This is a genomic window from Paraburkholderia sp. CI3 (assembly GCF_050436505.1).
In the GTDB taxonomy this organism is placed as follows: domain Bacteria; phylum Pseudomonadota; class Gammaproteobacteria; order Burkholderiales; family Burkholderiaceae; genus Paraburkholderia; species Paraburkholderia tuberum.
This window is the reverse complement of record NZ_JBNDMI010000002.1, coordinates 534,731-555,325: the sequence shown is the minus strand read 5'-3', so window position 1 is coordinate 555,325 and position 20,595 is coordinate 534,731. Positions and strand designations below refer to the sequence as shown.

The window sequence follows — 20,595 nt, the reverse complement described above, 5'->3', positions numbered from 1 at the left end:
GAACACTACCCGGCAACCCTGCTTGCTGACACATGTACGTCATGCTAGGTTGCTGCAATTCCCGCTGCCGCATCTGGCATCTATTTTTCGCAACGCTGCGCGCGATCAAAAAAAGCGGGGTGGGTTGCTCTGGACTCATCGTACGCATACGCCTTTCCCTAGAGGAATTCAAGAGCCATGGCTTCAATGATCCAGCGGACGACCCTGTTCGCCTGCCTGCGCGCGGCTTGCGTCGCGGCTTGCCTGTCCGTCGCCGCCCTTGGTGCCCATGCCGCGGATCTCGTGATCGCGGGCCGGGACGACATCTACGGCCGCGGACTCGCGCAGGCGGTGGACGGCTACAAGAAACAGCACCCGGGCGTCGATATCGAGTTGCTGAAGCTGCCGAACAACGACCTGTATCAGAAACTGAAGCTGTCATTACGCGAAAACACGCGCGCCTATGACCTGGTGATGATGGACGACACCTGGTCCCCCGAATTCATCGCCAACGGATGGCTTCAGCCGCTGCCCGCCACGCTCGCCGATGCCGACATGGTGACGTCCACGATCTCCCTCGGACGCACGTCGACGGGAACCTTGTACGCGATGCCGATCGTCGGCAATGTCGAGATGTTCGCTTATCGCAAGGATCTGCTTGCGAGTCGCGGCCTGCAGCCGCCGCGCAGTTGGGACGACGTGCTGAAGATCGCGCAGACCATCGGCACTGCCGACAAGGACGTCTCGGCTGTCGTGTTTCGCGGCGTGAAGGGTAACCCCGTCGTCACCGGGTTTCTGCCGATCCTTTGGGCCTATGGCGGAGAAGTCGTCGACACCAACGGCAAGGTCACGATCGATTCGCCCGAAGCGCTGGCCGCGCTGAAGATGCTGCTCGCCCTGAAGAAGTGGGCGCCGAAGGACGTCGACGTATATGGCGCCGGAGAAGTGCGAGACGCCCTGCAAGGCGGCACGGCCGCGCAGGCCATCGAAGTGTGGCCCGCCTGGCTGCCCGCGCTCGACGATCCGGCGAAGTCGCGCGTCGTCGGCCAGGTCGCGCTGCAACCGCCGCCCGGTCAGGTCAAGGGGCCGGCGCCGATGCTCGGCATCTGGCAAATGGGTATTGCGAAAGATGCGGCACATGCGAAAGTGGCGGCGGATTTCCTCGCCTATCTGACTTCGTCGGCCACGCAAACACAACTGGCCGTGCTCGGCATTCCGCCGACGCGCAAGAGCGTCTTCGTCAATCCGACGCTCGTCAAGCAGTATCGCTGGTACCCGGACCAGCTGAAGGCGCTCGAAGCGGGCCGTGCGCGGCCTCGCGTGAAAGACTGGCAGCAGATCGAGGCGATTCTCGGCGACGCGTTGCAACTCGCGCTGACGGGGCAGGCCGCGCCCGACGCAGCCTTGCATCAGGCGGCGCAGAAGATCGCCCAGGCCAACGCCGCATTGCAGTGAAAGCGGCGGTGACAGCGCAGACAAGCGCGGGAAAGAGTCGATGAGCGGGTTGCGACGTTATCTGCCGCTGATCGTCCTGATGAGCCCAGCCGCCCTCGTGCTCGGCGTGCTGGCGCTCTACCCGATGGCGCGCGTGCTGATCGATTCGTTTTTCTCGGTGAATTACGCGTCGGGGCATCGCTCGTTCATCGGGCTCGCCAACTATCGATCGGTCATTGCGGACGGCGAGTTCGGCACGAGTTTCGTCAATACGATCCATTTCATGATCGTGGCCTCGCTCGCTGAAGTCCTGTTCGGCCTCGCGCTCGCGCTGCTGTTCGTCCGCGCGTTTCCGGGCCGGCGCATCGCCTTGCCGCTCGCCGTGCTGCCGATGATGCTCTCCACGCTCGTGTGCTCCGCCATCTGGCGCAATTGGCTCAATTACCGCGGCTTCCTGAATGCGCTGCTCACGGCGGCAGGTCTGCCGGCGGTGCCCTGGTTATCCGATCCGCACCTCGCGCTCTGGTCGCTGATGTTGGTCGATGTCTGGCAATGGACGCCGATGGCATTCCTGATCATTCTCGCGGGGCTGCAGTCAATTCCGCCTGAAATCGCCGAGGCGGCCCGCACCGACGGCGCGAACGAATGGCAGTGCCTGCGATACATCACGCTGCCGCTCGTTGCACCCCACGTCGCCCTCGCGATGCTGCTGCGCTCGATCGACACCTTCAAGCTGTTCGACAAGGTGTACGCATTGACGGGCGGCGGTCCGGGCAATGCCACGCAAACGCTGTCGACGTACATCTACGACACGGGTTTCCGCTTCTTCAACGTAGGACCCGCCAGCGCGGCTTCGGTACTGATGCTGCTCACGTGCGCGGTGCTGGTCTCGGGATACATATGGAAATCGGCCGTCAAGCGCGACCGTTGATGCCTCTCGCACGCTTGCAGGGTTTCGCGCGACGCTCGTCCGCTGCCGCGGTGCGAGGTCTGTTGCGGATCGCTGCGCTGGCGGTGTTGCTGCTGCCGTGCATATGGATGGCTGGCGCGGCCTTCACGCCGACGCTGGAACGCCTCGCCCATCCGCTCGCGTTGTGGCCTTCGGCGCCCACGTTCGAGCACTTCGCGGCGGTGTGGGAAAGCGGCATGGCCCAGTCGGTGCTGAACTCCGTGTGGGTCGCGCCAGGCGCCACGTTGCTCGCGCTCGCGCTGGCTTTTCCGGCCGCTTATGCCCTCGCGCGGCTTGCGTTTCCCGCGCGCCTCGATCTGCTGTTCCTGCTGCTCGTGCTGGCACTGAAGCTGATGCCGCCGATTACGGTGGCCGTACCGCTGTTCTCGCTGGCCAAGTGGCTCCATCTGCTCGATTCGCTGTTTGGGCTGATACTCGCCTATCAGCTGTACGCGCTGCCGATGGCGATCTGGATGTTGCTGCCGTTCGTGCGCGACGTGCCGATCGAATTCGAGGAGGCCGCGGCGCTCGACGGCGCGAACCTCGCGCAGCGCATCGTCTTCATCGTCGTGCCGCTGTGCGCGCCAGGTCTCGTTGCCACCGCCATCTTCGTGTTCATCATCGCGTGGAACGAGTTTCTGCTGGCGCTGTTGTTCGTCTCGTCGCCGAGTCATTTCACGCTGCCGCTCTCCATGGCGGGTTATGTGAGCGAGAACGGCATCGACTGGGGCGAACTGATGAGCGCGGGGCTGATTTCGTCGGTGCCGACGCTTCTGCTCGCGGGCTATGTGCAGCGCTATCTGCTGCAGGGCTTTTCGGGCGGGTTGAAGTAGGGGGCTCCGACTTCACGCCGCCGCTGCAGCAGACGCTTTGCTTATCCAGAGGTTCTCTTGCGCCCTGCCCTGACTGATCACACCGTTTCGCCGGCTGACTGGATGTCGGCCATCGATGGCAGCCGCTTGCTGTCCGCACTGACCTTGCCGGGTAGCCATGACACCTGCGCCTACACGGTCGATGGCATTCACGAGCAACTTGCGGAGCGACTCGCGGCTCGTCCGGAACCATGCGGCACGCTGATGCTCGATTTTTGCGACTGGCAGGACTGGCGCCTCGTTGATGCGTTGATCGACTGCAACTGGAGCCGATAAGGTTTCGCTGCGGGTATGACGTTGCCCGCGAACGTCAGCGTGGTTCCTTGTTTGCATGAGGCTGCCGCGGTGGCGGCTTCGATTCTTGTCCGCGTCGCGCCGGTTCACGCGTACAGGCGTCCGGCGGCGTGACATAAGGAACGTCGTCGCGGCAACACGCATAGATCGGAAACCCGTACGCGTTCGTGCCGACGATGGTCGTTGGCCCGTGCAGCGGGCACACCGCCTTCATGGCGCCCCCTTGAAACTCATCGATCAATCGCTTCCATCTTACGCTCGCGTGCGAACGGTGTTCTATGTGCGCCTGCATTGCCCTTCGAAACCCGGTCCCGTTCACCGCCGCCGACACGCATTCGCTATGCGTGCCGCGCCGCAGCGTTCGCCATTCTCTACAGCACGCGCCGCGGACGAGCGACGCTGCCTGGGCAGCCGCCCCGTCGTGCAGCGAGCCGGCCGGGCCCAGGCAGGAGTGTCTGACAGGGTCGGCTGAATTGTCATTTTCTTGCATAATATGCAATGATGCATCCGGTGGTGCTCACTGCAGTGTCCTGTCATTTCGGCCATTTTCGTGACATTGTTGGGGTGCTCTGCGAAGCAATCGGAGAGCGCACTCATCATCGCTGGCCATTCGCGTCCTTCGTTCGGACGTTCAAACGTCGATTTAGCGCGACTACGCCCCTGACAGCCGACCTTTCTGGATAGGGTATTCACCTAGCCCCTTCTTCTCAAAAATTTAACATTTCGAAGTTAGAATTAACCTTCTAAAATCGATTGTTATGTCATTTCATGACAGTTGAAATAGAGGGCGAAGCATCCGGTCAGTGGCACGGCACGACTGACGAGGGTTATGGCCAACCGATCGGCCGCGACCCGATGATGGACACCGTGTCGTCATTCGACTGTTGAATACCGACGATCAGAAGTGCGATCCGGGCCGAACTGGTTTTGTGGTGTTTATTTAGTCTTACTTATAACACTTTTGCTCCGGAATCCTCTCCGACCGACATTCAGCACATTCATTGCGCATGTCGTCTCCGGGGCAAGCGGGTTCGAAATCAATCCAGGGAGAAGCAATGAGAGACCTTTCGTCCGAAGTTTTGCTGAAATTCTGCCGAACGAATGCGTCGATTTTTCTTTCGCTCGCCAGCGAAGCGTTTGAAGGGCACAGAAACTCGCCGCCCTGAACCGGCAGGCGAGAAACACCATTCGGGGCATCTGGAATCTTTGAGCAGTGCGCCGGCGCGGCATATCGCCGCGAGCTGACGCACCCGGCTCCATTCGCGCAATACCACAAGCCTATAAAAACCCGCGCAGTTCAATCAATGCCGCAGCCGTTCCTCCCTCGACGCTGGAGGCGGCAGCGCATTGTGGCAAAGCGATGGCGGGTATGCGAGACGGCCATTGGGTATTCACGATCCTCGCAGACGTTACGATCACGGATGGAAAGGATGACGAAACGAATCGTAGTAGTAACGGGCGGCATGGGCGGCCTGGGAGAAGCGATCAGTACGAAACTGCACGACGCAGGGTATGCGGTGGTAGTCACGCACTCGCCGAACAACACCGGTGCGGACAAATGGCTGGCTGACATGGAAACTCAGGGCCGGAGCTTCCGCGCTTACCCGGTCGATGTGGCCGACTACGACTCATGCCAGCGTTGCGCGGACAAGATTCGGGCGGAGGTCGGCCCGGTCGACATCCTGGTCAACAACGCGGGGATCACCCAGGACATGACTCTCAGGAAGATGGACAAGGTGAACTGGGATGCGGTCATTCGCACGAACCTCGATTCGGTCTTCAACATGACCAAGCCGCTGTGCGAAGAGATGGTCGCGCGAGGCTGGGGGCGCATCGTCAATATTTCGTCCGTCAACGGTTCAAAAGGCTCGGTCGGCCAGACCAACTACGCCGCGGCCAAGGCCGGCATGCACGGCTTCACCAAGTCGCTAGCACTGGAAGTGGCGCGCAAAGGGGTCACCGTCAACACGATTTCGCCGGGCTACCTGGCCACCAGGATGGTCACCGCGATTCCGCAGGAGATCCTCGATACGAAGGTCCTGCCGCATATCCCGATGGGACGTCTCGGCAAGCCCGAGGAAGTCGCGGCGCTCGTGCTCTATCTCTGCTCGGACGATGCCGGCTTCGTGACCGGCTCTAATATCGCGATCAACGGTGGCCAGCACATGCAGTAACGCGACACACCGCGCCGGTACGCCCCGGAACATCGGACGAAGCGGCGTGAACCATTCACGCAACACCCCTGTGCTTCCATGAGAGGAACGTGTCATGAGTGAGACCTGGATGGGCCTGATCATTGGGGGCTCGGCCCTCGGCATCGCAATGCTGATGGTGATTGATCACTATCGCCGTGAGCGCAGACGGGCACGACTGCTACGACATCTGGATCATCATGAGTGGTGGCATCAACCGCGCGGGCGAATGTAGGTGCATCGTCCGTGCCAATAACAAATCAGATACATCGAGAGGGCTGAAGAATGACACCGGAAACCACCGGACAACTAAAGGCCACAGGCCATCAGATTACGGTTCGTGCGAGGCGCGGCTGCATGCGGGTCGCCGCAGTGTGGCAGGTATTGATGCCGGTCGCAGATGCCATCGAGGACGTACGGATTACGAGCAACCGTAAACGTGACGTCGAAGACATGACGATCGCGTTTGCCGACAGGCTCTCCGGATCGCTGCACACCGTTCTCAGGCAGTTCGAGACGATGCCTTGGGTGGCCGCCGCGGAGCTTTGCTGAACGCCGGGGCCGTGCCGCTAGCAATGGGTCGCGTCGCCACGCGACCCCACGCGCGTCATGCTGCCTGGCCCGCCAGGTAGCTGGCGGGCGCGCGCCCCGCATGGGTTGTTTGGCACGAACCGGCCAATTGAAGTCGGACGTATACGACCGGACCCAGCCGCTCACCACCTGAGAGAAGTGGATGAAAACAACAATCAAGAAAGGGCCTCCGGACAGGGAGAGCCCCTATACACCCCTGACCGCTGGAGATGCGATTTCCCATCTCGAACGGATCCTGTCCTCCGATGGCGCGGATTCGTTGTTCAGCCGGACCTACTGGCGCGCGCGTGTTCAGCAGGTGAGCGCTACTCAAGGACTGACTCCGCAGCAGCAGGCAAGGCTCGTGAAGTTGCTCGAGTCGCTCCCGCCCCCGGTCCCGAGCGAAGAATCGTGCTAGGGCCTGTTCACTTTTCGACCTCGCTACGTCGTGGAGATTCGGGCGCAACTCGATTGGCACGCGGCCGCCGGCTCGGACAGCCAATCGCCAAGCCGCGGACGTACGCCGTCCGCGATGGATCAGAGCTGATCGTTGACATCCAGCAGCCGATCCGCCACATGCAGGTCTTCGGCGCACTCTCCCCGCAAGGGCAGCTCACCGCCTTCCGCTCGGAGTCGATCGCGGACCATTTGGCAGAGGCGTTCGCGCACGAGGATACGTTGTGCCGTGTCCATCTGCGCGTAACGCTGAATCTGCGAATCCGAAAAGTGGAGTGTGAACACGCATCGCGCATCCAGCGTCGTGTCGCCATGTGACTCGACGACCCAGGAGGCCTGGATGAAGAACGTCCGGCCGTCGTCGTAGCTGCTGATCGCGGGCGCCTTCGGCGACTCGAATAGTGTGGAAAGAGCCAGTTCGATTTCTTCTACGCGCTGGTTCAGATCGATGTCTTTCATTGAAAGTCCTCCTTGCGGTCGAGGGCCCGGTTGCATGGCATCGGGCGTCGTCGTGACCGCGGGTTCGCTCGACGCTGCGCCCGAGTCGCCCGCTGGCACGACGGCGCTCGCGGGTCCGCACTACGCGTGCCGGCTTTGCGCCTGGCCCCGCCGAATTGATGAATCGATGAATACGCGAGCAAGAACTGTGTCCGGCTGCCTCTGGCCGCCCAATGAGGAGGCAGCGTGCTTCGGCTGAAGCCGTCGAAATCGCTGGCGCGTCCCGAAGTGGGCGCGCGGCTATTGAAGCAAAGCGCGGACTCCGACCGTGCCGTCGAACAGATCGTCGGGTTGCAAGCCGAAGGCCTCCGTAGTCAGGCTATCCAAACCCTGAACAAGGACCTGCTGCCGATCTACATCGGTTACACGGCGACACTCGAGGACATCAACCAGTTTCAGGTCGCCGGGACAACGAAGGCCACCGCCGCCATCACGGACATCGCCCAGAAGAGCTGTTTGATATTGGCCTGCCTGGGCGCGGCGGTCCTTGCCATGAGCGTTGGTTTCGGCTGAGTGATCACACGCAGCATCACACGCCCGCTCGCGGAAGCCTTCAACATTGGCATCGTCGGTCACACGCGTCGTTTTAGCGGACGGATCGAGCTCGATGGCAAGGACGTCACCGCATTCAAGCCGCACCAGCGCGCGCTGGCCGGCATCGGCTGGGTGCCGCAGGAACGCAATATCTTCAAGTCGCTGACGGTCGAAGAGAACCTGACGTCGATCGCCGTGTCCGGTCCGTGGGATCTGGCTCGCATCTATCGGATGTTCCCGCGCCTGCAGGAGCGCCGCGCCAATATGGGCAACCAGCTCTCCGGCGGCGAGCAGCAGATGTTGGCCATCGGCCGCGCGCTGATGCTCAATCCCAAGGTGCTGCTGCTCGACGAGCCGCTCGAGGGCCTCGCGCCGATTATCGTGCAGGACTTGATGCGCATCCTCTCGGAGATCATCCGCGAAGGCCTCTCAGTGATTCTGGTCGAGCAGAACGCGCGCAAGGCGCTGGGCATCACGCACAACGCCGCGGTGCTCGAGCGCGGCTCGGTCGTTCATTCGAGTACGGCGGCCGAGTTGCTGGCCCAGGATCACAAGATCGATACCTTGCTGGCCGGGAAAACCAGCGTGCACGCCGGAGCACTCTCCCGTCAACCGGGCTACGCCGCGAAAGTCGCAACCGCCCTGTTGAACGCATCCGGTCTCGCGACATTCATCCCATGCGACGCACCGTCGATCGTTTCGCGTTCGGCAAACTCGATCCACTGTTCGAGCTTGTCGACCGTATTGCGGAACATACGGGGACTTTTCTGGCCGTCGATCAACAACGTACGGCACTTGATATCGCGCGCGGCTCCCGGCGTATAGGCGGGAAGCGGATCGAGCAACTGCTTTGGCAGCGTGAGCGCGTTGTCGAGCGCCATGCGACGAAAGCTCTCCGGGCTTTTGTTCCAGAACCCCGGCATGCTCACCGAGTCGACGAACATCGACACGCCGGCGTCGAACTCGCCCCGCTCGATCAGTTCCGCGACCCGTGCGCGCAACACGTTGGTCGCTGGCGGCATGAACGCAGGCTGCCCCCTCGGTTCGGTTTGCAGCGTGCCGCCGGGATCGGCTAGCGTCAGCGTTTTCACGAGGCGCGGAAATTCGCGCGCGAGATGGAAAGCCACGCACCCACCCCGCGAGTGACCGACCAGATGAACGGGAGCAAGGTCGAGCGCCGTGATGAATCCGGCAATTTCCTCGACGTGCGCCTCCCAACTGAAGTCGCTGTGTCCAAATGCATCGATCTCGGGCCAGTAATGGCTCAAGCTCGGCGCGAAGCAGCGAAACCGGCCCGACAGGGAGGCCATCTGGGCGTCCCAATAGCGATAGTCGCAAAGCGAGCCGTGCACGAACACCATCGGCTCGCCGCGCCCGGACTCGACGTACGGTATCGCAAGACTCGATGCGGTGGTCACAAACGATGGCGCGGACGCGCCAAAGGCCGGGGCCAGAATCGATGGGCTGGTACGTGCATTCATCAGAGGGCTCCTTTGGCGCCACTATCGAGGGTGTGCTCGCAAAAGAAAATCGCATAATATTGATGGAATCGATCTACTTTTCTGATATCAACCATCATGGCAACGGAAATGAAAGCGCTCGATCTGGACGTGCTGTCCATGATCATCGCGGTCGCGGACGCCGGCACGATCAGTCGCGCGGCGCAGGTCGTGCATCGTTCGCAATCGGCGGTGAGCATGCAGATCAAGACGCTCGAGACGGCGCTCGGCAAGGCGCTTTTCGTGCGCAAGCCTCGCAGCGTGGTGCCGACGCAGGACGGCGAAATGCTGTTGACCTACGCGCGGCGGATGATCGCCCTGCGCGACGAAGCGTGGGCAGCGGTGGTACGGCCCGACGTGACCGGACGCGTGGTGATCGGCGTGCCTGACGACTATGCGACGTCACTGTTCCCGCCGATCCTCAAGAAATTCTCGGCGACCTATCCGAAGGTGGAGATTCAGGTAGTGGGCCTGCCAAGCGTCGCTCTCGAGCCCATGTTGAAAGACGGCACGGTCGATCTCGTCTGCGCGACGCGCGTGAAAGGATTGCACGGCGAGTTCCTGCGTCACGAACCGATGGTCTGGGCCGCCGCGCCAGGCGCGACCGAGATCTGGCGTGAAAGGCCCTTGCCCATCGCCGTGTTTTTGCCCGGCAGCGTCGCGCGGGAGAAAGCCATCCGGAGCCTGGAGCGCGCGCGCATCACGTATCGAACCTCGTATGAAAGTCCGAGTCTGCTGGGTCTGCTGACGATGGCCGAGGCCGGACTCGCGGTGACTCCTTTGGCCAAGTGCGCGGTACCGGCTCACTTCTCGCTGCTGGGTACCGCGAATGGCCTGCCGGAAATCGGCACGCTTGAAGTCGTGCTGGCGCGAAGTGCCGCTTCGAAACGGCCTGTGTGCGATTTTCTCGCGGAACGCATTCTCGCCGACCTGAAGAATTAACCCGCAGATCGACGGTTGCGTATCACGCCGCGGCGGACAGTTCCGACGGAGCGTACTTCGAGGTCGCGAGCGCTTCGGCGGGAACGGCAACGTGCGCGCGCCGCACCAGCGCGCCGCCGAGAAACAGTCCGCTCGGGCGCTCTCGTCCGCCGCTAAGACGTGGCGGTGCCAACGACCTCAGGACGACTCCCCCTCCTGGACCCCGCGCGACGCGCACATCCGCCACGACGCCTTCGGCACGGCAGCGGTTTGCGCAACGTCGCGCCACCAGCGTTCGCCGCGATGCACCGCAGTCAGATCGAGCCGCTCGCCCATGCGCGGTGTCGACAGCGCGACGCCGCGCGCGAGCGCCAGCCCCGTCACCCTTTCGAACGGCTCCTGCCAGCGATGCATCGCGAGGTCGAAGGTGCCGTTATGGATCGGCACGAGCCAGCGGCCGCGCAGGTCGATATGCGCCTGCACGGTTTCTTCAGGCTGCATATGGACGTATGGCCACATCGCGTCGTACGCGCCGGTCTCGATCAACGTGACGTCGAATGGTCCGAGGCGCTCGCCGATCGCGCTGAAACCCTCGAAGTAACCGGTGTCGCCGCTGAAAAACACGCGTAAATCGTGATCGACGATCACCCACGACGCCCACAACGTCCGGTTGCCGTCGAACAGGCCGCGCCCGGAGAAGTGCTGCGCGGGCGTCGCGGTGAACTCGATGCCCTCGACCTCCGTGCCCTGCCACCAGTCGAACTGCCGGACCTTTGCCGCGTCGATACCCCATTCGATGAGCCGGTCGCCGACCCCAAGCGGCGTCAAAAACACCTCGGTACGCTGCGCCAGTATCAGCACGGTTTCGCGGTCGAGATGGTCGTAGTGATCGTGCGACAGGATCACGCCGTGCAGCGGCGGCAAATCGTCGAGCGAGATCGGCGGCGCATGAAAGCGCTTCGGACCGAGATTGCGGAACGGAGACGCCCGCTCGGCGAACACGGGATCGGTCAGCCAGAATTTGCCGCACAACTTCAAAAGCATCGTCGAATGACCGAGCCGGTACAGGCTGCGGTCGGGCGCCGCGTCGAGTTGCGCGCGCGTCAGCGTTTCGACCGGCAATGCGTCGGCCGGCACGGTGCCGCTCGGCTTGTTGAACAACACCGTCCACGCGAGCCTGAGCGTTTTGCGCAGGCTTTCCGCCGGACGCGGCTTGACGTTGCGAAAGCGCTCGCCGTCATGCTGCGGCGACAGGCTGAACCTCGCGCGGCTGCGCTGTGCGGCGTTCACGCCGAGCATTCGGCGGACCAGGGCGGGAAGCGACGTCATGAAGTTGACCTTCCGAAGAAAATTTACACTCGGCAGTGTAGTTTATTTCCAAGAAAAGTAAACTGCTCAGTGTAAAATCGTTGGATGGAATCCAGTCCCCGCCCCCAACGTCTGACTGACCGAAAGCGCGTCGCGATCGTCGCTGCCGCGATCGAGGAATTCCTCGCGGCCGGCTACGACGCTACCAGCATGGACCGTATCGCCGCCCGCGCGAACGTCTCGAAGCGCACGGTCTATAACCATTTCCCGAGCAAGGAAGCGCTTTTCGCGGCGATTCTCCATCAGCTGTGGGACGCGAGCCATGACGGCGATGCACCCTCTTATCGTGCTGACCAACCGTTGCGCGCGCAGTTGCTCGATCTGCTGGAGCGCAAGCTGCGGCTGCTTCACGACGAGTCCTTTTTGTCGCTTGCCCGGGTGGCGATCGCGGCTGGCATACATTCACCGGAGCGCGCACGGGACATGGTCGCTCGCATGGGGGAACGCGAGGAAGATCTGACGGCGTGGGTCCGGGCGGCCGCCGCGGACGGCCGCATCAAGACCGATGACCCCGTCTTCGCGGCACTGCAGTTGCAGGGGCTCGTGAAGGCTTTCGCCTTCTGGCCGCAAGTGGCGATGGGGCAAGTGCCGCTCGATGCCAAGGGGCAGAAGCGCATCGCGGAAGCGGCGGCGGATATGTTTCTCGCGCGGTATGCGTGAGTCGGTTTGCCGGGTTGGGGCGTCACGTCGATGGCGTCCCGACGAGCCTACGCGTAGCAATCGCTGTGGCTGTACCCGATAGGGCAAGAAGTTCTTTGCTCGAAGACGGAGGGGCACGCAGCAACTTTCCGGGAAGCGCCGCCGCGAGAGCGAACTCTTTCTTTTTCGCAAACGTTTGCCCCCAGGTATCAAGTCTCAGCATCCCAAGCCGAAAACGCGTACATCGCTACGAAACTTTGGAGACCCCGACGTGACGCGCGTTGTGCTCTTACTTGCCGTAATGTTTGTAACAGGCTGCGCACAACTGCAGCAGCCCAATACGGCTCAAGCCGAGAAACCTGCGGTGTCGGACGTGATCATGAAGTTCGACATTCCCGCCGATGCACTCGGCGCGCGCGATCCGCAACTGACTACGGTCCTCGCCAAGGCGGGTGCGCTTGCTGCCGCGCAGAAGCAGCCCACTGTGATCCGCGTAACGGCGCTGGGCCAGGACTTCAAGTACATCAACCAGGCGATCTGGCGGGGCGTGCCGCAGCAGGGGCTCAAACCCACGCTCGAAAACCTTACGACCGGCGCGAACCAGACGTACAGCGTCTCGATCCAGCCGCTACATGCGGGGAGCTGACACGATGCGCCTGATTGCTTTCGCCGCGGCATCGCTATGCTTAAGTTCGGCCACATGGGCGGGCCAGCCCGCTGCCAGCGCGCCTGCAACTGCGGCCAGCACTGCCACCGCTGCCACCACAGCCTCTGCGGACAAGGTCTACCCGCCGCTGCCCACGCTCGCCATGCTGCCGCCCTCCACCGGGGACGACGACGACCTTCCCGCGCCGCGCTCGACGTCGCACAACAAGAAGAAGACGCACCAGCACGATTGCCGCTGCGCGATGCCGACGCCGCGCCTCGTCGTCTCCGATGCGTCGCGCACCTATCTCAAGGACATCGAGCGGCAGCTCGATTCCGCGCTGGCGCAGTAAAGCAGGACCTGGAGCCCCGACCCGTGGACCAGCACAAGACCAACGCCTTCCGCCCTTTGCGGTCGTGGGCCATATGCGCCTGGGCGGCGCTGCTGGCGCTCGGCAGTTCGGCCGCGCAAGCCGCCCCGTCCGCCGACGATTGCTTCGACAAGGCCGGCGCTTACCAGGGCGTCAATCCGCACGTGCTGCGCGCCGTGGCATGGCGCGAATCGAAAGGCGACGCGACCGCCATCAACCGCAACGCCAACGGTTCGATCGACGTGGGACAATTGCAGATCAATTCGATCCACTTTCCGGAACTCGAGAGCCGGGGCATTCCGCACCGCGCGCTCACGGACCCGTGCGTGAATATCTTCGTGGCCGCCTGGCTGCTCAAGCAGAAGATGGTGCGATACGGCAACACATGGCGTGCAATCGGAGCGTATCACTCGGAATCGCCGCACGAGCGCGACGCCTACGCGCGCAGCATCCAGGCGATTCTCGTGAGCTGGGGGCTGTTGCAGCCGGAGCGGTGAGATTCAGGCGCAGGCCTGTCGGGGCAAAGCCGCCACGCCCGACCTGACGAAGCAGGCAAACGCAACCCGCTCCGCTAACTGCTCGTCGATGCAAGCTCCATTCGCTTGCGCTGCAGGAACCGGCGCACGGCCGGATCACGCTCAAGGCCGATTGCCAGATCGTACGCGCCGAGTGCTTGCGCAGTCGCGCCGGCACGCGCGAGCAGATTGGCGCGTGCGGCCCAGTAGGGCTGGTAGTCGCCCAGCCGCGGATCGTCCGCATACGGCGCAAGTGCGTCGAGCGCCGCCTGCGGGCCGTCGCGTTCGGCCACGGCAAGCGCACGGTTCACGGCGACCACCGGCGACGCTGCAATGGCGAGCAGCCCATCGTAGAGCTGCACGATTTCGTCCCAGTTCGGGCGACGCGTCCGGCAGCGATCCACATGCGCCGACTGCAGCGCGGCCTCGAGCTGAAAGCGCCCGATTGCATTGAGCGCGTTCGCGCGCCGCAGCAGTGCGTTCGCCGCGTCGATCATCGGCGCGTTCCACGTTGCAGGGTCCTGGGCCGACAGCGGCACGTAGTCGCCAGCCGCATCGCGTCGCGCATCACGCCGCGCCTGTGCAAACAGCATCAGCGCGAGCAGGCCCAACGTCTCCGGTTCGTCGGGAAGCAACTCGACGAGCAGTTGCGCGAGATACAGCGCCTCGTCCGCGAGGTCGCGTCGCTCGGTATCGCCGCCGACCGGGTCCGTCCAACCTTCCGCATACGCCGCATAGACCGCTTCGAGCACCGCGTCGAGCCGGCCCGGCAGCTCCTCGCGCTCGGGCACGCTGAACGGAATGCCCGCTTCGCGGATCTTGGTCTTCGCCCGCACGAGACGTTTGCTCATCGCGGCGGGCGACATCAGGAACGCCGACGCAATCGTCTTCGCTTCCAGCCCCAACACCACTTGCAGCATCAGCGGCGTCCGAATCGCGGCCTCTAGCGCAGGGTGCGTGCACGCGAACAGCAGCGCAAGCCGCCGGTCGGGCAACGCGCCTGCCTCACTCTCGTCGATCTCGTCGGCGAGGATCATCAGTTGGTTCGCCACGTCGTCGCCGACCTGGCGATGACGCGCGCCGTCGATCGCCCGGCGGCGCGCAACCGTCATCAGCCACGCTTCCGGACTCGCGGGACAGCCGTGCTCCGGCCAGTCCGCGAGCGCGGCCGCGAATGCGTCGGCGAGCGCGTCCTCGGCTGCGGCGACGTCGCGTGTGCGCATCGCCAGCAGCGCGACGAGCTTGCCGTAGCTGCGGCGAGCAACCGCCTCGGCAATCGAACGCGCGGCGCCGTCATCGCCAAGGGCGCCGCCGGACGCACTCATGCAGTGGGTGCCTCGTAAGGGGCGGTCCAGACCGGGCGCACCTCCATGACGCCGTGCGCCGCGCCGGGACAACGCGACGCCCACGACATTGCCGCGTCGAGGTTCGGCACGTCGATCAGGTAGTAGCCGGCGAGTTGCTCCTTCGAATCGGAATACGGTCCATCGAGCACCTGCGGCTTGCCGTCGACGAGCCGCACCGTGGTGGCCGTGTTCGTGTGCTGCAGCCGGTTGGCCCCCACCAGAGCCCCCGCTTTCTTCAACGATTCGGTGTACGCGTGATAGGCGGCAACGCCTTGCTGCCGCTCGCTGTCGGTCATCTTGTTCCAGCCGTTTTCTTCCGAGTAGATCATCAACAGGTATTCCATTTGAGCCTCCGTCCTGGGGTTGAGGCGGATGAATTGCATCGGCCGCCATCACAATGACGCGCGGGCCGCATGCTGACGGACAGGGGGCGTCAAAAAAATCGCGGACGACCACCTGGGACCCACGCCGCATTGGAAAAAGACACTTGGATCGCAGCCGGTTCGACCGTGTTTCGCCAAGCATTGTCGAACGGGTCAAGTGCCTTGTCGACCGGGGATTGGCTGCGGCGCGGTAAGGCCGGACCGCGATCCCTGTTCGGCATGATCCGGTGTCGGCGGAGCACTCGCTAGGTCCTGACCGGGACAAAGGCCGGACCGGGATCAGACGTGAGAATTTCCGCAACGAAATCGATAAATATGCGGGTCTTGGTCGGCAATCGTCGGCCGGCAGGATGAACGGCGTGGATGGGCATCGGCGCCGGCGCGAAATCCGGCAACAGGCTGACGACCGCACCGCTCGCGATCTCCGGTGCAAAGAGCCACGCCGGCGCTTGAACCAGTCCCATATGGGCGAGCACGGCAGCGCGAATCTGTTCCGCGTCGCCGGTGTGAAAATTGCCGGACGGGACGTGCAAGCCGGGACCGTCGACGTTTTCGAAGCGCCACGCCCGCGGCTCGCGCAGCGGTGCGAAAACGACGCAGGCATGTCGGGCGAGATCCTGTGGCCGTTCGGGGCGCCCGTGTTTTTCGAGGTAATCCGGCGTTGCGACGACAACGACTGGACTCGATGCCAGCTGCCTTGCAATCATCGAAGAGTCGGCAAGCCGCCCGCTTTTGATCGAAAGGTCGAAGCCCTCCTCGACCAGATTGACGGTTCGCTCCGTTGCCGACAGGTCCACGGACACGTTCGGATACCTGGCGAAAAATGCCGGCAGGCGCGGCACCACATACAGCCGGCCAAAAACCGGCGCCACGGTGACCCGGACCATCCCGGCCGGCGAAACCTGACCGCGCCCGACGGACGATTCGAGCTCCGTGAAATCTCCAATGATGCGCAAACCCGCTTCATAGACCGATTGTCCCGTCTCGGTCAGCGTCATGCTGCGCGACGTGCGCCTGACCAGTTGCGCGCCAAGATGGCGTTCGAGCGACGCGATCTGCTTGCTGACCGCGGGCTGGCCCACGCCTATTTCGCGCGCCGCCGCAGCGAAACTGCCACTCTCGACGATGCGGACGAAAAGTTTGAGCGCATCCAGACGGTCCACTCCTTGCCTCCCAAAACTTCCAGAATGGAATTGATTGTATTCCGTTCGGCCTTCTTCTGGACGCTGGGCGGAATCGATATCGTCTGCCCATCGACCACCACTAACGAAGGAGCAAATGATGAGCGTCGTACAGCAGACCAACCTGATCGAGATGCGGCACCCCTTGAGTGACGACGACCGCGAGGCGGCGATATCGGTGCTCGACCGTACTCAGCGACTCTTTGCGGAATTCGGCGGAGCCTCGCGTGAGGCCTACGACGCGATGACGGCGCAAACGCCTATAGCGGATGGCGTCGATCTTGAAAGAGTCGAGAGCGCGGACGTAAAGGGTTGGTGGATTCGACCCGAATCCACCGTGGCCGGTCGCGCGATCCTCTTTCTGCATGGAGGCGCGTTCGTGCTCGGGTCTGCCACCGGTTATCGCGGCCTGGCGAGTCAGATCGCCGTGCGTGCCGGCATCGACACCTTCGTTCTCGACTATCCGCTTGCGCCCGAGCATGCGTTTCCCGCGGCATACGATGCCGTGATCGAAGCGTTGCGGTGGATGGCGCAGTCAGGCATTCGCGACATCGCGCTGGTTGGCGACTCGGCAGGCGGCGGGCTCGCGCTTGCGGCGCTGGGCGCTGATGGAGGCCGGTCGATGAACGTTTCTTGTGTGGCCACTTTTTCGCCGTGGCTCGATCTTGCGTTGACGGGCCCGTCGTCGCGCAGTGAGGAGACCCGCGACCCGGTCTTGACGCGGCCCATACTCGCCGATGCTGCCGCCGCGTACCTTGGGTCAGCCGATCCCGCGGACCGACGCGCGTCGCCGCTGTACCACGTTCCCGCACATCTGCCGCCGATCGCCATTCAGGTCGGCACGGACGAACTGCTGCTCGACGACGCCCGGCGCTACGCGGCTGCCGCTGCGCAGCGGGGAAACACGGTGCAGTTGGAAATCTACGAGGGACTCCATCACGTGTTCCAGCGCTCGACCGACGAGCTTGCAAGCGCCCGATACGCGTTGGACCAGGTCGCGGGGTTTGTCTTGCGATGCGGATCGGCTATCGCCAGGCCCTGAGCTCGGACCTCGATTCGAACGCCGCAAAAAAAATGGCGCCGCAGGCATTCAGCCCACGGCGCCATTTCGTGGCGCTACGACGCGAACCACACGCCGTAGTCCGGCAGCACACTTACATCGTCACGGCGTCGGCGACTTCCTTGAAGTCCTCGATCTGGTCGAAGTTCATGTATTGATAGATCTTGTCGCCGTTGGCGTTGAGCACGCTCATGTCGGCCATGTACTCTTCCTTGGTCGGGATCTTGCCGAGGCGCGAGCAGATCGCCGCCAGTTCCGCCGAGCCGAGGTACACGTTCGTGTTCTTGCCGAGGCGGTTCGGGAAGTTACGGGTCGACGTCGACATGACCGTCGCGCCTTCGCGCACCTGTGCCTGATTGCCCATGCACAGCGAGCAGCCCGGCATTTCGGTACGCGCACCAGCCGTGCCGAAGACGCCGTAATGGCCTTCCTCGGTCAGCTGCTTCTGGTCCATCTTGGTCGGCGGGGCCACCCACAGCTTGACCGGGATGTCGCGCTTACCTTCCAGCAGCTTCGACGCGGCGCGGAAGTGACCGATGTTGGTCATGCACGAGCCGATGAACACTTCGTCGATCTTCGCGCCGGCTACGTCGGACAGCGTCTTCACGTCGTCCGGATCGTTCGGGCAGGCCACGATCGGCTCGTGGATGTCGGCGAGATCGATCTCGATGACGGCTGCGTATTCGGCGTCGGCATCCGGCGACAGCAGTTGCGGGTCGGCCAGCCACTGCTCCATCGCCTTGATGCGGCGCTGCAGGCTGCGCGGATCCTGGTAGCCCTGGGCGATCATCCACTTCAGCAGCGTGACGTTGCTGTTCAGGTATTCGATGATCGGTTCCTTGTTCAGGTGCACCGTGCAACCGGCGGCCGAGCGCTCGGCGGAAGCATCCGACAGTTCGAACGCTTGCTCGACCTTCAGATCGGGCAGGCCTTCGATTTCGAGAATGCGGCCGGAGAAGATGTTCTTCTTGCCTTGCTTGGCGACCGTCAGCGTGCCTTGCTTGATCGCGTACAGCGGGATTGCGTTGACGAGGTCACGCAGGGTCACGCCCGGCTGCATCTTGCCCTTGAAGCGGACCAGCACCGATTCCGGCATGTCCAGCGGCATCGTGCCCGTGGCGGCCGCGAAGGCGACCAGACCCGAACCGGCCGGGAAGCTGATGCCGATCGGGAAGCGCGTGTGCGAGTCGCCGCCGGTGCCCACGGTGTCGGGCAACAGCATGCGGTTCAGCCACGAGTGGATCACGCCGTCGCCCGGGCGCAGCGCGATGCCGCCACGGTTGCTGATGAAGTTCGGCAGCGTCTGGTGGGTCTTGACGTCCACCGGCTTCGGATAAGCGGCGGTGTGGCAGAACGACTGCATGACGAGATCGGCCGAGAAGCCGAGGCACGCCAGGTCCTTCAGTTCGTCGCGGGTCATCGGGCCCGTGGTGTCCTGCGAGCCGACCGAGGTCATCTTCGGTTCGCAGTACGTGCCCGGACGGACGCCCTGGCCTTCCGGCAGACCGCAAGCGCGGCCGACCATCTTCTGCGCCAGCGAGAAGCCCTTGCCGCTATTGGCGGGCTGCTGCGGCAGGCGGAACAGCGTCGACGGGGCGAGGCCCAGCGCTTCGCGTGCCTTGGCGGTCAGGCCGCGGCCGATGATCAGCGGAATGCGGCCGCCGGCGCGCACTTCATCGAACAGCACGTCGGACTTGACCTGGAACTCGGCGATCACTGCGCCGTTCTTCAGGGCTTTGCCTTCGTACGGGCGCAGTTCGACCACGTCGCCCATTTCCATCTGCGACACGTCGAGTTCGATCGGCAGAGCGCCGGCGTCTTCCATCGTGTTGTAGAAGATCGGGGCGATCTTGCCGCCGAGGCACACGCCGCCGAAGCGCTTGTTCGGGATGAACGGGATGTCTTCGCCCGTGAACCACAGCACCGAGTTGGTGGCCGACTTGCGCGAGGAGCCGGTGCCGACCACGTCGCCCACGTACGCGACCAGGTGGCCCTTTTCTTTCAGCGACTCGATGAACTTGACCGGGCCGCGCTTGCCGTCCTCTTCCGGGGTGATACCGGGACGCGCGTTCTTCAGCATTGCCAGTGCGTGCAGCGGGATGTCCGGACGGGTGGTCGCATCCGGGGCCGGCGACAGGTCGTCGGTGTTGGTTTCGCCCGTCACCTTGAAGACGGTGATGGTCAGGCTTTGCGGCACTTCCGGACGGCTCGTGAACCATTCGGCGTCGGCCCAGCTCTGCATCACGGCCTTCGCATTGGCGTTGCCCTTGTCGGCCAGTTCCTTGACGTCGTGGAACTGGTCGAACATCAGCAGGGTTTTCTTCAGCGCGTCGGCGGCCACGGTGCCCACTTCGGCGTCGGACAGCAATTCGATCAGCGGTTGGATGTTGTAGCCGCCCAGCATCGTGCCGAGCAGTTCGGTGGCACGGGCGCGCGAGATCAGCGCGCAGGCGGTCTGGCCGTTGGCCACGGCGGCGAGGAAGCCTGCCTTCACGCGGGCGGCTTCGTCCACACCGGCGGGCACGCGGTTGGTGATCAGGTCGAGCAGCGTCTGCTCTTCGCCAGCGGGCGGGTTCGTCAGGAGTTCGACCAGCTCGGCGGTCTGCTGAGCCGTCAGCGGCAGGGGAGGAATACCGAGCGCGGCGCGTGCGGCCACGTGAGCACGAAAATTTTCAAGCATGGGGGACCTGCTGGTATTTGCGTTTCAGGGAAAGGCTTTTAAGGCACTCCAAGCTGTGCCGGGCACTGCTTCGATCGCGATTTTAATTGCAATACCCATCCAAGGTCAAATGTCTTATGTCTTATATAAGAGTTGGGCACGAAAATCGTCGATGCGCCACGCGCTTCAGGACCGCCAATCTGACTCCGCGCCCCCCTCCTGCACCGCAA

Annotated in this window: 22 protein-coding genes and 2 pseudogenes; 16 read left to right on the top strand and 8 right to left on the bottom strand. The window is 63.4% G+C overall.

What is annotated here, in order from left to right; genetic code table 11:
• Positions 1–177: 177 nt before the first annotated feature.
• The 8 genes and pseudogenes from OKW29_RS05420 (at position 178) to OKW29_RS05385 (ending at position 6,708) form a co-directional block, all read left to right on the top strand.
• Positions 178–1,434 (top strand): ABC transporter substrate-binding protein, encoded by a 1,257-nt coding sequence (locus OKW29_RS05420; RefSeq protein WP_184069604.1) that lies wholly within the window; start codon positions 178–180, stop codon positions 1,432–1,434.
• A 40-nt stretch (positions 1,435–1,474) separates the two neighbouring features.
• Entirely contained in the window at positions 1,475–2,344 is an 870-nt protein-coding gene (locus tag OKW29_RS05415) for a carbohydrate ABC transporter permease (RefSeq protein WP_429290255.1), read from the top strand.
• Entirely contained in the window at positions 2,344–3,195 is an 852-nt protein-coding gene (locus OKW29_RS05410) for a carbohydrate ABC transporter permease (protein ID WP_429290254.1), read from the top strand. Before OKW29_RS05415 ends, OKW29_RS05410 begins: the two co-directional genes overlap by 1 nt.
• A gap of 57 nt (positions 3,196–3,252) precedes the next feature.
• Positions 3,253–3,378: pseudogene (locus OKW29_RS05405) on the top strand (phosphatidylinositol-specific phospholipase C); the annotation flags it as partial.
• Between the two features lie 1,580 nt (positions 3,379–4,958).
• Positions 4,959–5,702, top strand: coding sequence for an acetoacetyl-CoA reductase (phbB, locus tag OKW29_RS05400; RefSeq protein ID WP_184069596.1), 744 nt, complete (start codon positions 4,959–4,961; stop codon positions 5,700–5,702).
• A 94-nt stretch (positions 5,703–5,796) separates the two neighbouring features.
• The gene (locus OKW29_RS05395) at positions 5,797–5,955 is read left to right on the top strand and encodes a hypothetical protein (RefSeq protein ID WP_184024011.1); all 159 of its coding nucleotides are present in this window, start codon (positions 5,797–5,799) and stop codon (positions 5,953–5,955) included.
• A gap of 50 nt (positions 5,956–6,005) precedes the next feature.
• On the top strand, positions 6,006–6,272 hold the full coding sequence (locus tag OKW29_RS05390) for a hypothetical protein (RefSeq protein WP_184024008.1): 267 nt from the start codon (positions 6,006–6,008) through the stop codon (positions 6,270–6,272).
• A gap of 181 nt (positions 6,273–6,453) precedes the next feature.
• Entirely contained in the window at positions 6,454–6,708 is a 255-nt protein-coding gene (locus OKW29_RS05385; protein WP_090810919.1) for a hypothetical protein, read from the top strand.
• Positions 6,709–6,827: 119 nt separating this feature from the next.
• On the opposite strand, the gene OKW29_RS05380 is transcribed toward OKW29_RS05385, so the two are convergent.
• On the bottom strand, positions 6,828–7,205 hold the full coding sequence (locus OKW29_RS05380) for a DUF3022 domain-containing protein (protein WP_429290253.1): 378 nt from the start codon (positions 7,203–7,205) through the stop codon (positions 6,828–6,830).
• A gap of 225 nt (positions 7,206–7,430) precedes the next feature.
• Here OKW29_RS05380 and OKW29_RS05375 point away from each other — a divergent pair, with 225 nt between their 5' ends.
• Together OKW29_RS05375 and OKW29_RS05370 are read left to right on the top strand one after the other, a co-directional pair.
• Positions 7,431–7,757, top strand: a complete 327-nt coding sequence (locus tag OKW29_RS05375) for a hypothetical protein (protein WP_429290252.1) — start codon at positions 7,431–7,433, stop codon at positions 7,755–7,757.
• Between the two features lie 51 nt (positions 7,758–7,808).
• Positions 7,809–8,351, top strand: a pseudogene (locus OKW29_RS05370) (ABC transporter ATP-binding protein); the annotation flags it as partial.
• Positions 8,352–8,395: 44 nt separating this feature from the next.
• On the opposite strand, the gene OKW29_RS05365 reads toward OKW29_RS05370, so the two are convergent.
• On the bottom strand, positions 8,396–9,259 hold the full coding sequence (locus OKW29_RS05365; RefSeq protein WP_429290251.1) for an alpha/beta fold hydrolase: 864 nt from the start codon (positions 9,257–9,259) through the stop codon (positions 8,396–8,398).
• A 108-nt stretch (positions 9,260–9,367) separates the two neighbouring features.
• Here OKW29_RS05365 and OKW29_RS05360 point away from each other — a divergent pair, with 108 nt between their 5' ends.
• Positions 9,368–10,219: a LysR substrate-binding domain-containing protein gene (locus OKW29_RS05360; protein WP_184069590.1), complete on the top strand. Its 852-nt coding sequence runs from the start codon at positions 9,368–9,370 to the stop codon at positions 10,217–10,219.
• Positions 10,220–10,241: 22 nt separating this feature from the next.
• Here OKW29_RS05360 and OKW29_RS05355 read toward each other — a convergent pair whose 3' ends face one another.
• Together OKW29_RS05355 and OKW29_RS05350 are read right to left on the bottom strand one after the other, a co-directional pair.
• Positions 10,242–10,391 (bottom strand): hypothetical protein, encoded by a 150-nt coding sequence (locus tag OKW29_RS05355; RefSeq protein ID WP_429290250.1) that lies wholly within the window; start codon positions 10,389–10,391, stop codon positions 10,242–10,244.
• 5 nt (positions 10,392–10,396) lie between these two features.
• The gene (locus OKW29_RS05350) at positions 10,397–11,527 is read right to left on the bottom strand and encodes an MBL fold metallo-hydrolase (protein ID WP_429290249.1); all 1,131 of its coding nucleotides are present in this window, start codon (positions 11,525–11,527) and stop codon (positions 10,397–10,399) included.
• An 84-nt stretch (positions 11,528–11,611) separates the two neighbouring features.
• On the opposite strand from OKW29_RS05350, the gene OKW29_RS05345 reads away from it, so the two are divergent.
• The 4 genes from OKW29_RS05345 (at position 11,612) to OKW29_RS05330 (ending at position 13,718) form a co-directional block, all read left to right on the top strand.
• Complete coding sequence (locus OKW29_RS05345) at positions 11,612–12,226, top strand: TetR/AcrR family transcriptional regulator (RefSeq protein ID WP_429290248.1); 615 nt, start codon at positions 11,612–11,614, stop codon at positions 12,224–12,226.
• A gap of 250 nt (positions 12,227–12,476) precedes the next feature.
• The gene (locus tag OKW29_RS05340; RefSeq protein ID WP_184067907.1) at positions 12,477–12,851 is read left to right on the top strand and encodes a hypothetical protein; all 375 of its coding nucleotides are present in this window, start codon (positions 12,477–12,479) and stop codon (positions 12,849–12,851) included.
• 4 nt (positions 12,852–12,855) lie between these two features.
• Positions 12,856–13,203 carry a hypothetical protein gene (locus tag OKW29_RS05335; protein WP_184069583.1) on the top strand — a complete coding sequence of 116 codons (348 nt, stop codon included), beginning with the start codon at positions 12,856–12,858 and terminating at the stop codon, positions 13,201–13,203.
• Between the two features lie 23 nt (positions 13,204–13,226).
• Positions 13,227–13,718, top strand: a complete 492-nt coding sequence (locus tag OKW29_RS05330; protein ID WP_184069581.1) for a lytic transglycosylase domain-containing protein — start codon at positions 13,227–13,229, stop codon at positions 13,716–13,718.
• 74 nt (positions 13,719–13,792) lie between these two features.
• Here OKW29_RS05330 and OKW29_RS05325 read toward each other — a convergent pair whose 3' ends face one another.
• From OKW29_RS05325 to OKW29_RS05315, 3 genes are all read right to left on the bottom strand, one after another.
• Positions 13,793–15,061, bottom strand: coding sequence for an RNA polymerase sigma factor (locus OKW29_RS05325; RefSeq protein ID WP_429290247.1), 1,269 nt, complete (start codon positions 15,059–15,061; stop codon positions 13,793–13,795).
• Positions 15,058–15,426 (bottom strand): YciI family protein, encoded by a 369-nt coding sequence (locus OKW29_RS05320; RefSeq protein WP_018422516.1) that lies wholly within the window; start codon positions 15,424–15,426, stop codon positions 15,058–15,060. The genes OKW29_RS05325 and OKW29_RS05320 overlap by 4 nt, the downstream gene beginning before the upstream one ends.
• Before the next feature lie 284 nt (positions 15,427–15,710).
• Positions 15,711–16,769, bottom strand: a complete 1,059-nt coding sequence (locus OKW29_RS05315; protein ID WP_429290246.1) for a LysR substrate-binding domain-containing protein — start codon at positions 16,767–16,769, stop codon at positions 15,711–15,713.
• Between OKW29_RS05315 and OKW29_RS05310 the strand changes: the two genes are divergently transcribed.
• Positions 16,747–17,688, top strand: coding sequence for an alpha/beta hydrolase fold domain-containing protein (locus tag OKW29_RS05310; protein ID WP_429290245.1), 942 nt, complete (start codon positions 16,747–16,749; stop codon positions 17,686–17,688). The genes OKW29_RS05315 and OKW29_RS05310 overlap by 23 nt on opposite strands.
• A 112-nt stretch (positions 17,689–17,800) precedes the next feature.
• Here OKW29_RS05310 and acnB read toward each other — a convergent pair whose 3' ends face one another.
• Positions 17,801–20,386, bottom strand: coding sequence for a bifunctional aconitate hydratase 2/2-methylisocitrate dehydratase (gene acnB / locus OKW29_RS05305; RefSeq protein ID WP_184067887.1), 2,586 nt, complete (start codon positions 20,384–20,386; stop codon positions 17,801–17,803).
• Between the last annotated feature and the right edge of the window lie 209 nt (positions 20,387–20,595).